Here is a 13,386-nt window from a genome sequence, read left to right on the forward strand (position 1 = left end):
AGGCCATCGACGGAGAGCAGGCATGGAACTGATTTCATGGAACATCCAGTGGGGCCGCGGCGCCGACGGCCGCGTCGACCTGGCGCGGCAGGTCGAGACCTTGCGTGCCATGGCCGATGCCGACGTGCTGTGCCTGCAGGAAGTGACGCGCGGCTTTGGCGAACTGCGCGGCGAGCCCGGCGCCGACCAGGTATCCGAGCTGACCGCGCTGCTGCCCGGCTATCACCTGCTCTATGCGCCGGCGGTCGACCGGCGTGGCCGCACCGGCGCGCTCAAGCAGTTCGGCAACCTGATCGCCACCCGGCTGCCGGTGCGCGAGGTGTTCCGGCATGCGCTGCCCTGGCCCGCGGATCCGCAGGTTGCGTCGATGCCGCGGGTGGCGCTGGAAGCCACCGTGGAGGCCGGCAGCACGCGCCTGCGCGTGATCTGCACCCACCTGGAATATTATTCGGCGACCCAGCGCACGGCGCAGGCGCAAGCCCTGCGCGACTGGCATGCCGAGGCTTGCGGCCACGCGCGCCGGCCCGGCCGCAGCGAGCAGTGGCCGGGTCCGTTCACGCCGGAGCCGCGCCCCGCCGAAGCCATCCTGTGCGGCGACTTCAACAGCAAACCCGACGACCTCGCCTATCGCCGCATGCTGGAGCCGTTCGACGACGGCACCCCGGCCTGGTGCGACGCCTGGCTGCACGCGCACCCCGGCCAGCCGCATGCGCCCACCTGCGCGCTGCACGACAAGGAACAATGGCCCGAGCCGCCCTTTGCCTGTGACTTCATGCTCGTGAGCGAGCCGCTCGCCGACCGCATCCGGCGCTGCGAGGTCAACGCCGGCACCGACGCCTCGGACCACCAGCCGATCCTGCTGTCGCTGAATGTCTAGCGCGGCAGTGCGGCTCGCCCGTCAGTCTTCGAGGTCTTCGGCTTCGGGCGTCAGGCGCTGCAGGCGGAACGCCTGCAGGTATTCCATCCACTGTTCGCCCGGCAGCTCGGCCAGCGATTCCTGGACGAACTCCATTTCGAGGTCGAACTCGCGCGGCGACAGCCCGCCGCGCATCAGCTGGAAGCGGCAGTACATCAGGTAGGTGTTGACGACGTCGGTCTCGCAGTAAGCGCGGATCTCGTCGAGCTGCCCGGCCTGGAAGGCCTGCCACACCTTGCTGCCGTCCATCCCCATCTTGCCGGGAAAGCCGCACAGCTTGGCCAGGTCATCGAGCGGTGCGCTGGCGCGCGGCTGGTACATCGCCAGCAGGTCCATCAGGTCCAGGTGCCGCATGTGGTAGCGGCTGATGTAGTTGTTCCACTTGAAGTCGCGGCTGTCCTCGTCGCGGCCCTCGCCCATCTCCCAGTAGCGCGGCGCGGTGATGCCGTTGACCAGGCCGCGGTAGTGCAGCACCGGCAGGTCGAAGCCGCCGCCATTCCACGACACCAGTTGCGGGCTGTAGCGCGCGATCAGTTCATAGAACTTCTGGATCAGCGTGGCCTCGCCGTCCTGCGGCGTGCCGAGCGAGCCGACATGGAACACCGCCGAGCCGTCGCGGTGCGTGCGCCGCAGCACGCACGAAATCGCGGCGACGCGCTGCAGGTAGTGCGGGAGGAAATCGCTGCCGGTCTTTTCCCGGCGGGCGGAGAACGCATGCTCGGCGACTTCGGCGTCGCTCATCGCATCGGGATGGTCATGCAAACGGCGCAGGCCGGCGACATCGGGAATGGTCTCGATGTCGAATACCAGCACAGGGGTCATAAAACGGCGTCCTTCCTGACACCTTGCGAAGCGAAATGCCGCTTGAGCTTGACCAGCGCCTCCTGCTGGATCTGGCGCACGCGCTCGCGCGTCAGGCCCATCTCCTCGGCAAGCTCTTCCAGCGTGGCGGGCTCGATATGGTTGAGGCCGAAGCGGCGCTCCACCACATAACGATGCTTTTCCGACAGGCGTGCCAGCCAGAGCTTCATCAGCCCTTCCAGCTCGCGATGCGCCACCTCCTGGTCGGGGGCGGCGTTGTGCTCGTCGGAGAGGAAATCCAGGAGGCTCGAGCCGGGATCGAGATCGAATGGCGTATCGAGCGAGGTGGTATGTTCATTGAGTGCCAGGACGTCCTGCACTTCGTCCGGCGTCTTGCCCAGCAGGTGGGCGATGTCTTCCAGGCTGGCATCGCGCCCGTCGGTGCCGCCCTTCTCCAGATGGCGCTTGGCGCGCAGCACCTGGTTGAGCTCGCGGATCACGTGCACCGGCAGGCGAACGGTGCGGGCCTGGTTCATGATGGCGCGCTCGATGCTCTGGCGGATCCACCAGGTTGCGTAGGTCGAGAAGCGGAAACCACGCGACGGATCGAACTTCTCGATCGCGTGCATCAGGCCGAGGTTGCCCTCCTCGATCAGGTCCAGCAGCGGCACGCCGCGATTGAGATAGCCCTTGGCGATGCTGACCACCAGCCGCAGGTTGCGCTCGATCATGACCTGGCGCGCGGCAAAGTCGCCATCCTTGGCCAGCGTGGAGAAATGCAGTTCTTCCGGCGCCGACAGCAGCGGCTTGATGCTGATGCGGTTCAGGTAATGCTGGACGGTGTCGGCGGCCAGCTCGGTATGCAGCACCGTGCGGAAATCGTCATGCTCGGCGGTGGCGCTTTCGGTGCCGTTTTCCGCGCCATCGTCTTCCTCGTCTTCCGACTCGTCCTCGTCGTCGTCGCGCAGGTGGCGCTCGTTGCGATCATTGTCATCGCCGAGCAGGTCGGCCTCGCGCAGGCCCACCGCAGCGGACGTGGCGATGGGCTCGTCGGTCACGGGAAGCATCTCGGCGGCGAGGTCGGGCTCGAAGCCCTCTGCATCGGCGCGTTCGTCGGGATGCGCCACACCAGCCTTCACTTCCGGCTGCTTGGGACGGCGAGCCCTGCCGACGGTTCCGGAGGAGACAGTTTTCTGGCGTGGCATGAACCCTCACTGTGGCGGCAGGTACCGCATCGGATCAACCGGTTTTCCGTTCTTGCGAACTTCGAAGTGAAGCTTCACCCGGTCGGTATCACTGTTGCCCATCTCTGCAATCTTCTGGCCTTTCCGGACCGTGGATTGCTCAGCGACGAGCACCTTGTCGTTGTGCCCGTAAGCGGTAAGAAATGTCTCGTTGTGTTTGATGATGACAAGATTCCCGTAGCCGCGCAAGGGGCCTACGTGAATCACCCGACCGTCATCCGCGGCCAGCACCGAATCGCCCTTCTTGCCCGCAATATCGATGCCTTTATTGCCCTTGTCGTCGAATTTACCGACCATCTGGCCGGTCGCCGGCCAGCTCAGCTTCATCGAGCCATCGGCCATCGGCGCCGATGCCGGCGCGGTCGCTGAGGGTGTTGGAGGCGCTGCCGCCGGCGCCGAAGCGGCGGCCGCAGGCGCTGCCGGCGGCGGCACCGGCGTGCCGTTCGGACGCGCCTGGTCGATCGGCTGGGCCTGCACCGTGCCCGGCGCCACCGGCATGGTGGCCACGCCCGGCGCAGTGTTGACGTCGGCACCCGGCGGCACGATGCGCAGCAGCTGGCCGACCTCGATCTGGTTCACATTGGTCAGGTTGTTCCACGTTGCCACATCGCGATACGACTGGCCGTTCTCCAGCGCGATACGGTAAAGGGTATCGCCTCGCTTGACCCGATAGTACCCAGGCGGCGCCGGTTCCAGCGTCGCCGCGGTGGTACCGGAGGTGGAGGTACGGTCGACGACCGGTGCCGGCATCGGCGAATTGGCGCAGGCGGCCAGCAGGGCCGCGAGCGACGTCGCCGCAAAAAGTTGTCCGGCGCGTGCGAAATTTTGCGATTTCACGATGTTGTGCATAGTTCGACTCAGATGGTGCCCGATTTTAAGGGCACAAAGAAAACGGCTTCAAGCGCGGTTCGGTGAAAGCGATGGCGGTTGCGCCGCTCGATCAGCAGCAGCTGCTGCGTCACGGTCTGGCCGGGCACGCCTGCCGGCGGCATCACCGCCACCGGGGCGATCAGGCGCCCGCCGATGGCCAGTTGCTCGAGCAGCGCCTCGGGCACCTCCATGCCGGCCGCGGCGAGGATGATGGCCGAGAACGGCGCGGCCTGCGGCAGGCCGAGCATGCCGTCGCCGTAATGCAGGCGCAGGTTGGGCACGCGCAAGGGCCGCAGGTTCGCCTTGGCCTGCTCGTGCAGCGGCCGGATGCGCTCGATCGAGAAGACTTCGCGTGCCACCTGGGCCAGCACCGCGGCCTGGTAGCCGCAGCCGGTGCCGATCTCGAGCACGCGCTCCAGCGGCGCCTCGGCGCCCAGGCCCTCGCGCAGCAGCTCGATCATGCGCGCCACCACCGACGGCTTGGAGATGGTCTGCTGGTGGCCGATCGGCAGCGCCGCATCTTCATACGCCTGCGACGCCAGTCCCGGCTCGACGAACAGGTGGCGCGGCACCGTGGCGATGGCCGACAGCACGCGCTCGTCGCGAATGCCGGCGGCGCGCAGCCGCGCCGCCAGTGCCACGCGCGCACGCGCCGAGGCCATGCCGCCGCCGCCCGCGGTGGCTGCCGAGGCGCGCTGCGCGACCGCGCTGGCGGGCGCCGGCGCGGGCGCTGGCGCCGCGGTGCGCGGCAGCCTGGGCTTGGCCGGCGTGGCCGGCGGCGACAGCGGCGCGGCCGGGCGTGGCGCGCCCACCGCGGGCATGCCGGCGGTGCGCTCCGGCGCGGGCTTGCGCTCGACCACCGCATCCAGCGGCAGCGGGAACTTGTTGCGAGGGGGCGTGGAACTCATCGGGGGCGCGGCGCGGCGATTCGACGGCTCGGGCAGCTCGGGCGGCTCGGGACCGGCGGCCCTACTTCAGCCACTGGTCGAGCGCGTCGAGCTGCCCGCGGTGGGTCAGGTCCAGCTGCAACGGCGTGAGCGAGACGTAGCCCTGCGCGGTCGCGTGGAAATCGGTGCCCTCGCTGGCATCGCGCGCGTCGCCGGCCGGGCCGATCCAGTAATTGGTGTCGCCGCGCGGGTTGACCTGCGTGATCACAGGCTGCGACGGATGGCGCTTGCCCAGGCGCGTGGCGCGATAACCCTGGATATGTTCGAACGGCAGGTTGGGGATATTGACGTTGAGCAGGAACGGCTCGGCCGGCGGCGTGCCGATGATGCGCTCGACCACGGTGCGCGCGACCCGCGCGGCGGCATCGAGGTGTTCCCAGCCCTTGTCCACCTGCGAGAAGGCTACCGAGGGAATCCCGAGCAGGTAGCCCTCGATCGCGGCGGCGACGGTGCCGGAGTAGAGCACGTCCTCGCCCATGTTCTGGCCCTGGTTGATGCCGGATACCACCAGGTCGGGCTTTTCGTCGAGCAGCCCGGTCAGCGCGATATGCACGCAGTCGGTGGGCGTGCCGTTGACGAAGCGAAAACCTTTTTGCACGCCCTCGCGCGCCTCGTAGATCGACAGCGGGCGCTGCAGGGTCAGGGAATTGGACGCGCCGCTATGGTTCTGCTCCGGCGCGATGACCGTGATCCGGCCCAGCGGCGCAAGCGCAGCATGCAGAACGGCCAGTCCCGGCGCGAGATAACCGTCGTCGTTGGCGAGAAGGATGTGCATGCCGCGATTGTACCTGAGCGCAGGCGCGCAAGCGGCCCGCGCGCCGCCCGATGCTGGCTCGAAACGGTGCGGTATGCAGGCCGCAAATGACCGGCTCCACGCCTTCCGCATGAAACAGAACGACCGTGCTATTCCTGCGCTACACTTGCCCCGCCGGCCCGCGTAAGCTTGACTGGCGCGGCATGCCAACCACACCACCGGAGACAAGATGAAAGCCGTACTGTGCAAAGCCTGGGGTCCGCCCGATTCGCTGACCCTCGAAACCCTGCCCGACCTGGTGCCCGGCAAGGGCGAAGTGGTCATCGACGTCAAGGCGGCCGCGGTCAACTTCCCGGATGTGCTGATCATCCAGAACAAGTACCAGGCCAAGCCCGAACTGCCGTTCACCCCGGGTTCGGAACTGGCGGGCGTGGTCAACGCGGTGGGCGAAGGCGTCACCCACGTCAAGCCCGGCGACAAGGTCATCGCCTACCTGGGCAATGGCGCTTTCGCCAGCCAGGCCAGGGCGCCGGCGGCGTCGGTGGTGCCGATGCCGCCCGGCATCGACTTCGAGACCGCGGCTGCGTTCACGCTCACCTACGGCACCTCGCACCACGCGGTGATCGACCGCGGCGAGTTGCAGGCCGGCCAGACCATGCTGGTGCTGGGCGCGGCCGGCGGCGTGGGCCTGGCGGCGATCGAGATCGGCAAGGCCATCGGCGCGCGCGTGATCGCAGCCGCGTCGACCGACGAAAAGCTCGCCGTGTGCAAGCAGCATGGCGCCGACGCCTTGATCAACTACAGCACCGAAGACCTGCGCGAGCGCATCAAGGCGCTGACCGACGGCAAGGGCCCGGACGTGATCTACGACCCGGTCGGCGGCATCTATGCCGAGCCGGCGTTCCGCTCGATCGGCTGGCGCGGCCGCTACCTGGTGGTGGGCTTCGCCAACGGCGAGATCCCAAGGCTGCCGCTGAACCTGGCGCTGCTCAAGGGCGCGTCGCTGGTCGGCGTGTTCTGGGGCGATTTCGTGCGGCGCGAGCCCAAGGCCAACCAGGCCAACATGGCGCAGATGCTGGGCTGGATGAAGGAAGGCAAGATCCGCCCGCATATCTCGGCGCGGTATCCGCTGGAGCAGGCCGCGCAGGCGCTCAAGGACATGGAAGCGCGCAAGGTCACCGGCAAGATCGTGATCGTGCCTTGACGGGCGGACCTCGACGCGTCGGCTGACGCGCTGGGACCAGGACATCCCGTTGGCCACTTGGGTACTCCCTCTCCCGCTTGGGAGGGGGTTGGGGAGCGGGCCGCAGGCTCTACGAAGTCCACGCCTGCGCAATGCCACCGCCTGCCCTCTCCCCTGCCACGCCCCCGCAAGCGGGAAAGGCGCTCAAACCCCCGGCAAGGCCGGCTTCACAGCTTCTCCGTTTCCCCCGTCTTCGGCTGCCACTTCATCAGCCGCTTCTCGCCGATGCCGACCATCCAGTCCAGCACCAGCGCAAACGCGGTCAGCACCACGATGCCGGCGAATACGGTGTTGATATCGAACGTACCCTCGGCCTGCAGGATCAGGTAACCCACGCCGCGCGCCGAGCCCAGGTACTCGCCCACCACCGCGCCGACGAAGGCCAGGCCCACCGACGTATGCAGCGACGAGAACACCCAGCTGGTCGCGCTCGGCAGGTAGACATGGCGCAGCAGCTGCTTCTGGCTGGCGCCCAGCATGCGCGCATTGGCCAGCACCACCGGGCTCACTTCCTTGACGCCCTGGTAGACGTTGAAGAAGACGATGAAGAACACCAGCGTCACCGCCAGCGCCACCTTTGACCAGATGCCCAGGCCGAACCAGACCGCGAAGATCGGCGCCAGGATCACGCGCGGCATCGAGTTCATGGCCTTGACGTAGGGATCGAGGATGGCGGAAGTCATCGGGCTCAGCGCCAGCCACAGGCCCACGCCCAGCCCCGCCACCGTGCCGATGCCGAAGGCCAGCACGGTCTCGATCAGGGTCACGCCCAGGTGCAGGTAGATATCGCGCTCGACGATAAACCAGTTCCAGATGCGTTGCGCCACCATCAGCGGCTCGCCGAAGAAAAAGGCGACCTGCTGCGAGCGCGTGGCCACGTGCCACACGCCGAGGATCACCACCAGCACCAGCAGCTGCCACACGCGCAGCATGCCCTTGGAATCAGTACGAAATGCCATCGGGATTCAGTTCTTGTTTGAATTGGACGCAGGGCCGGTCAGGCCACCTTGCGCTGCTGGGCGTAGCCCTTGAGCACTTCCTCGCGCAGCACATCCCAGATCGCGGCGTGCAGCTCGACAAAGCGTGGATGGTTGCGAATCTCGGCCACGTCGCGCGGGCGCGGCAGGTCGATCGCGAACTCGCCGATCGGATGCGTGCCGGGGCCGGCCGACAGCACCACCACGCGATCGCTCATGGCGATGGCCTCGTCCAGGTCGTGGGTGATGAAAAGCACCGCCTTGCGCTTGGCGGCCCACAGCTCCAGCACTTCGTTCTCCATCAGCTGGCGGGTCTGGATGTCGAGCGCCGAGAACGGTTCGTCCATCAGGATGATGTCCGGGTCCAGCACCAGCGTCTGCGCCAGCGCCACGCGCTTGCGCATGCCGCCCGAGAGCTGGTGCGGGTAGCGGTCGCCAAACCCGCCCAGGCCCACGCGGCGCAGCCACTCCTCGCCCTGCTGCACCGCCTCGGCGCGCGCGGTGCCGCGGAATTCCAGGCCGGCGACGACGTTGTCGAGCGCGCTGCGCCACGGCATCAGCGCCTCGGTCTGGAACATGTAGCCGGCGCGCCGGTTGATGCCGCGCAGCGGCTCGCCGAACACGCGCACCTCACCGCTGGAAGGCTCCAGCAGGCCGGCGCCGACATTCAGCAGCGTCGACTTGCCGCAGCCGGTGGGGCCGACCACCGATACGAATTCGCCGGGCTGGATCGACAGCGTGACGTCCTTGACCGCGGTATAGCGCTGGCTGCGGTCATCGCGCGAGACAAAGGTGCAGGTGACCTGGTCGAGTGAAAGTGCGGGAATGCTCATGATGAACCGTCTCGTACCCGCCGTGGCGGCGCAGGCTGCGGCGCGGGCGAGTGATGATGGAGGAGCCGTCGCTGCCGCAAAGCAAAGGCCCGCTGCGGGCAGCGGGCCGATGGCGTCGACGGCAGGAAAATTACTTGTACTTGGCGTTGGCCTTCTGCACGAAGGCGTTGGTGTAGGTCTCTTCCAGCCTGACCGACTTGCCCTTCAGTTCGGCGTCGAACTGGCCCAGCGCGTTGAGCGCGGTGCGCGGGCCGTCGGCCGGCATGGTGCCGTCGGGCGAGATCGCTTCCTTGACCTTTTCCCACGCCGCCAGGTACAGCGCGCGGTCGCCCAGCAGGTAGCTTTCCGGCACGGTCTTGACGATGTCGGACGGGCCCGCCTTCTGCAGCCACTTGAGCGCGCGCACCATGGCGTTGGTGAGCGCCTGGGTGGTGTTCGGGTTCTGCTGGATGAAGGCCTGCGACGCATACAGGCAGCCCGACGGCATGTTGCCGCCGAACACCGCCTGGGTGTCCTTGAGCGTGCGCGTGTCCGAGGCGATGCGCACCTCGTTCTTCTGCGTCAGCATCGACACCACCGGGTCAAGGTTGGCCATGGCATCGATCTGGCCCGAACGCATCGCCGCCACCGCGCCGGCGCTGGCGCCGACGCCGATGAACGACACGTCCGACGGCTTCAGGCCATGCTTGGCCAGCACGAAGTTGGCCATCATGTTGGTCGACGAGCCCGGCGCGGTCACGCCGATCTTCTTGCCCTTCAGGTCGGCGATCGACTTGAAGTTGGGCATGGTCTTGTTCGACACCACCAGCACGATCTGCGGGGCGCGGCCCTGCAGCACGAACTCCTGGTAGCGCTGGCCCTTGGCCTGCAGGTTGATGGTGTGCTCGTAGGCGCCCGAGACCACGTCGGCGCTGCCGCCCACCACCGCCTGCAGCGCCTTGGCGCCGCCGGCGAAGTCTACGATCTCTACCTCCAGCCCTTCTTCCTTGAAGTAGCCGAGGCGCTCGGCGATGGTCAGCGGCAGGTAATAGAACAGGTTCTTGCCGCCCACCGCGATGGTGACCTTGGTCTTCTCGGGCTTGCCCTGCGCCTGCGCCTGGCCGAACGTAAACCAGCCGGCCAGGAACAGCGCCAGCGCGATCAGGAATTGCTTCCAGAATTTCTTGTTATACATGCGAGATCTCCTACCCGTGTGGACTGGCGCCGCGGCAGATGCGCTTGAAGGGGGGGCGCCGCGGTGCGGCAATTTGCGATGCTACCGGACGGTGCAACGCACCGCATCGGTATCAATACCTAGCAAATCCGCCAGCTTAGCGCCCTTACCTTTCGATCACCTTGCCGCAACGCTGGCGTCATTCGGCGTGGATGTCGGCGGACTGGATCACCTTGGCCCAGCGCGCCAGCTCGGCCTTCTGGTATTGCGCCAGCTGCTGCGGGTTCATGTACCTGGCCTCGGCGCCCAGTTCCTCGGCCTTCTTGCGGAAGGCCTCGGTGCGCATGATCTTGTCGATCTCGCCGGTCAGCTTGTCGATCACCGGCTTGGGCGTGCCCGCCGGCGCGTACATCGCGAACCACGACGACACGTCGAGATCGGGGTAGCCGGCCTCGGGCGCCGACGGCACGTCCTTCAGGCTGGGCAGGCGGGTCTTGCTGGTCACCACCAGCGGGCGCAGCTTGCCGGCGGCGATATGGCCCATCAGCGGCGGCGGCGTGGTGATGGTCAGGTCGACCGAGCCGCCCAGCAGGTCGGTCATGGCCGGGCCGGTGCCCTTGTACGGCACGTGCGTGATCTTGGTGCCGGCCATCTGGTTCAGCAACTCGGTCGACACATGCTGCAGCGAGCCATTGCCCGACGAGGCGTAGTTGAGCTTGTCCGGGTTGGCCTTGGCGTAGGCCACCAGTTCCTTCAGCGACTTGACCGGCAGGCTCGGGCGCACCACCAGCACCTGCGGCGCCGACAGGATATTGGCCACGGGCGCGAAGTCCTTGACCGGGTCCCACGACAGGTTCTTCACCAGCAGCGGCGTGATCACGTGGAAGCCCGAGTACTGCAGCATCAGCGTGTAGCCATCGGGCTTTGCGCGCGCCACCAGGTTCGCGGCGATGCCGCCGTTGCCGCCGGGACGGTTGTCGACCACCACCGGCTGGCCGAGCGCCCTGGACAGCGGCTCGGCAATCATGCGTGCGGCGATGTCGGTGGTGCCGCCGGCCGCGGCCGATACCACCAGCGTTACCGGTCGCGCCGGATAGCTGCCGTCCTGCGCCAGTGCCGCCGGGGCGAACCATGCCGTGCCGATTGCGGCCAGCGTTGCCAGCGTGGCGGCCACGGCCTTGCGCCGTGCGGGCATGGCGCGCTGGTGTTGATGGGCTTGCTTCATGAGGGTCTCCGTTTGGTCTTGTGGATACGTTGTCGCGGTGCGTGTGCAGGGCTACGCCTGCCCGACAAAATGCTCGGCCAGCCAGGCCGGCGCCTGGTGCGTGCGCAGGCGCGGTCCCGCGCTCAGCAGCTGGCTATGGAGGTCGCGCCCGACCAGTTCCGGCATGCCGGCAACCACCTCGAGCAGCGCGCCCAGGTCGACACCGGTCTGCACGCCCATGCAATCGAACATATGGACCAGGTCTTCGGTGCTGACGTTGCCGCTGGCTCCGGGCGCGTACGGGCACCCGCCCAGGCCGCCGGCGGCCGCGTCGAAGCGCGTCACGCCGGTCTGCCAGGCGGCCACGGCATTGGCCAGGCCCATGCCGCGGGTGTTGTGCAGGTGGATGGTCAGGCCGGTGGCAGGCAGCGCGGCCTGGAAGGCTGCGCACAGCGCCGCGACCTGATTCGGATACGCCATGCCGGTGGTATCGCACAGCGTGATGCCGGCCGCGCCGGCGTCGGCGAACGCGCTGGCCAGCGCCATGACCTCGGTGGCATCGACCTCGCCCTCGAACGGACAGCCGAATACCGTCGACAGCGACACATTGACCGGCACGCCGGCCGCGCCCGCCTCGGCAATCATCGCCAGCAGCTGCTGCCGCGACTGCGCGCGTGTCATGCGCAGGTTGGCGCGGTTGTGGGTTTCGCTGGCCGACATCACCAGGTTGACCTCGTCGGGGCGGCACGACAGGGCGCGCTCGAGCCCCCGCAGGTTGGGCACCAGCGCGGTGTAGCGCACGCCCGGCTGGCGCCGCATGCGGTGCATCAGCGCCTCGGCGTCGGCCAGCGCGGGAATGGCGCGCGCCGAGGTGAACGAGGTGGCCTCGATGCGCGCGAAGCCGCAGGCCGACAGCGCATCGACGAAGGCCACCTTGGCATCGGTCGGCACCACCACCGGTTCGATCTGCAGGCCGTCGCGCGGCGCGACTTCATTGATCTCGACGCGGGCCGGGCCGCGCAGGGGGCTGGCGGCGGCGCTCATGCGATCACCTTGCGCGCGCGCAGGTCGGCGATGGCGGCGTCGTCGAAGCCGGCCTGCTTCAGCACCGCATCGGTATGCTCGCCCAGCGCCGGCGCGCGGTCATGGATGGCGCCGGGGCTGGCCGACAGCTTGGGCACCACGCCCGGCACTTCCACGGTCAGGCCCCCGGCCGAGGTCACCGACTCGATCACGCCGCGGGCGCGGTAGTGCGGGTCTTCGGCGATGTCCTTGACGGTATAAATGCGGCCCGACGGCACCTGCGCATCGCGCAGCACCGCCAGCGCCGACTCGACCGTCTGCGTGCGGGTCCAGTCGGCAATCGCGGCGTCGATCTCGTCGACGCGCGCGACGCGGCCGTCGTTGCGCTCCAGCGCGGGATCGTCGGCCAGGTCGGCGCGGCCGATGGCGAGCATCATGCGCTTGAAGATGGCATCGCCGTTGGCCGCCACCAGCACGTATTCTCCGCTGGCGCAGGGATAGGCGTTGGACGGCGCGATCCCCGGCAGCGCGCCGCCGGCGGGCTGGCGCACCGCGCCGAAGGCGGAGTATTCCGGCAGCAGGCTTTCGCTCAGGTTGAACAGCGACTCGTACAGCGCCACGTCGATCACCTGCCCTTCGCCGCCGCGCGCATCGCGCTGGTACAGCGCCAGCAGCACGCCCATGGCGCCATGCAGGCCGGCGATGGTGTCGCCCAGCGACAGGCCGGCGCGCACCGGCGCGCGGCCCGGCTCGCCAGTCAGGTGGCGCAGGCCGGCCATGGCCTCGGCCACGGCGGCAAAGCCGGGCTCGTCCTTCTTCGGGCCGGTCTGGCCGTACCCGGACACGCGCAGCATGATCAGGCGCGGGTTGTCGGCATGCAGCACGTCCCAGCCCAGGCCCCACTTCTCCATGGTGCCGGGGCGGAAGTTCTCGATCAGCACATCGGCCTCGGCGGCCAGCTTGCGCACCAGTGCCTGGCCTTCCGGCTGGCGCAGGTCGATGCAGACCGATTCCTTGTTGCGCGACTGCGCCTCCCACCACACCGAGGTGCCTTCATGGAGCATGCGCCATTTGCGCAGCGGGTCGCCCTGCCCGGGCGGCTCGACCTTGATGATGTGGGCGCCAAAGTCGGCCAGGGTCTTGGCGGCAAAGGGGCCGGCGATGAGTTGTCCGAGTTCGAGGACGCGAATGCCCTCGAGGATCTGTTGCGCCATGGGTCTCTCCGTGCGATGCGGCAGTCTTGTTGCAGTGCGGCAGCGCCATTGACTGGCTTGCCATACATTGCGGTTCGAACGGAGTTTGCCCCAGCGCGGGGCCTGCCAGGAATCGGCAATCGGAGAAGCGGGCTTTCTCGGAACGCGAAAGGCCGCTTAAGGCTGCTTAAGGGTGCTTAGCACTGCCGAAGACCCCGATGCCGGCGG

13 protein-coding genes are annotated in these 13,386 nt (G+C 68.1%); 2 read left to right on the forward strand and 11 right to left on the reverse strand.

Annotation, left to right across the window (positions count from 1 at the left end; genetic code table 11):
• Positions 1-22 precede the first annotated feature (22 nt).
• Positions 23-877 carry an endonuclease/exonuclease/phosphatase family protein gene (locus tag A3AG_RS0123530; RefSeq protein WP_018007780.1) on the forward strand — a complete coding sequence of 285 codons (855 nt, stop codon included), beginning with the start codon at positions 23-25 and terminating at the stop codon, positions 875-877.
• Between the two features lie 21 nt (positions 878-898).
• On the opposite strand, the gene A3AG_RS0123535 is transcribed toward A3AG_RS0123530, so the two are convergent.
• The 5 genes from A3AG_RS0123535 to surE form a co-directional block, all read right to left on the reverse strand.
• Positions 899-1,738 carry a 3'-5' exonuclease gene (locus A3AG_RS0123535; RefSeq protein ID WP_018007781.1) on the reverse strand — a complete coding sequence of 280 codons (840 nt, stop codon included), beginning with the start codon at positions 1,736-1,738 and terminating at the stop codon, positions 899-901.
• The gene (gene rpoS, locus A3AG_RS0123540; protein WP_018007782.1) at positions 1,735-2,922 is read right to left on the reverse strand and encodes an RNA polymerase sigma factor RpoS; all 1,188 of its coding nucleotides are present in this window, start codon (positions 2,920-2,922) and stop codon (positions 1,735-1,737) included. Before rpoS ends, A3AG_RS0123535 begins: the two co-directional genes overlap by 4 nt.
• 6 nt (positions 2,923-2,928) lie before the next feature.
• Positions 2,929-3,810, reverse strand: a complete 882-nt coding sequence (locus A3AG_RS0123545) for a peptidoglycan DD-metalloendopeptidase family protein (protein WP_018007783.1) — start codon at positions 3,808-3,810, stop codon at positions 2,929-2,931.
• An 8-nt stretch (positions 3,811-3,818) separates the two neighbouring features.
• Positions 3,819-4,739, reverse strand: coding sequence for a protein-L-isoaspartate(D-aspartate) O-methyltransferase (locus tag A3AG_RS0123550; protein ID WP_018007784.1), 921 nt, complete (start codon positions 4,737-4,739; stop codon positions 3,819-3,821).
• A gap of 61 nt (positions 4,740-4,800) precedes the next feature.
• Complete coding sequence (gene surE / locus A3AG_RS0123555; RefSeq protein ID WP_018007785.1) at positions 4,801-5,553, reverse strand: 5'/3'-nucleotidase SurE; 753 nt, start codon at positions 5,551-5,553, stop codon at positions 4,801-4,803.
• A 208-nt stretch (positions 5,554-5,761) separates the two neighbouring features.
• On the opposite strand from surE, the gene A3AG_RS0123560 reads away from it, so the two are divergent.
• The gene (locus A3AG_RS0123560; protein ID WP_018007786.1) at positions 5,762-6,736 is read left to right on the forward strand and encodes an NADPH:quinone oxidoreductase family protein; all 975 of its coding nucleotides are present in this window, start codon (positions 5,762-5,764) and stop codon (positions 6,734-6,736) included.
• 206 nt (positions 6,737-6,942) lie between these two features.
• On the opposite strand, the gene A3AG_RS0123565 is transcribed toward A3AG_RS0123560, so the two are convergent.
• From A3AG_RS0123565 to A3AG_RS0123590, 6 genes are all read right to left on the reverse strand, one after another.
• Positions 6,943-7,734 (reverse strand): ABC transporter permease, encoded by a 792-nt coding sequence (locus A3AG_RS0123565; RefSeq protein WP_018007787.1) that lies wholly within the window; start codon positions 7,732-7,734, stop codon positions 6,943-6,945.
• A gap of 38 nt (positions 7,735-7,772) precedes the next feature.
• Complete coding sequence (locus A3AG_RS0123570) at positions 7,773-8,585, reverse strand: ABC transporter ATP-binding protein (RefSeq protein WP_018007788.1); 813 nt, start codon at positions 8,583-8,585, stop codon at positions 7,773-7,775.
• A 130-nt stretch (positions 8,586-8,715) separates the two neighbouring features.
• On the reverse strand, positions 8,716-9,759 hold the full coding sequence (locus A3AG_RS0123575) for an ABC transporter substrate-binding protein (protein WP_018007789.1): 1,044 nt from the start codon (positions 9,757-9,759) through the stop codon (positions 8,716-8,718).
• A gap of 178 nt (positions 9,760-9,937) precedes the next feature.
• On the reverse strand, positions 9,938-10,963 hold the full coding sequence (locus A3AG_RS0123580; protein WP_018007790.1) for a Bug family tripartite tricarboxylate transporter substrate binding protein: 1,026 nt from the start codon (positions 10,961-10,963) through the stop codon (positions 9,938-9,940).
• Between the two features lie 51 nt (positions 10,964-11,014).
• Positions 11,015-11,986: a hydroxymethylglutaryl-CoA lyase gene (locus tag A3AG_RS0123585; RefSeq protein WP_018007791.1), complete on the reverse strand. Its 972-nt coding sequence runs from the start codon at positions 11,984-11,986 to the stop codon at positions 11,015-11,017.
• Positions 11,983-13,179 carry a CaiB/BaiF CoA transferase family protein gene (locus A3AG_RS0123590; protein ID WP_012353185.1) on the reverse strand — a complete coding sequence of 399 codons (1,197 nt, stop codon included), beginning with the start codon at positions 13,177-13,179 and terminating at the stop codon, positions 11,983-11,985. Before A3AG_RS0123590 ends, A3AG_RS0123585 begins: the two co-directional genes overlap by 4 nt.
• Positions 13,180-13,386: the final 207 nt, after the last annotated feature.

The organism is Cupriavidus neocaledonicus, assembly GCF_000372525.1.
GTDB lineage: Bacteria > Pseudomonadota > Gammaproteobacteria > Burkholderiales > Burkholderiaceae > Cupriavidus > Cupriavidus neocaledonicus.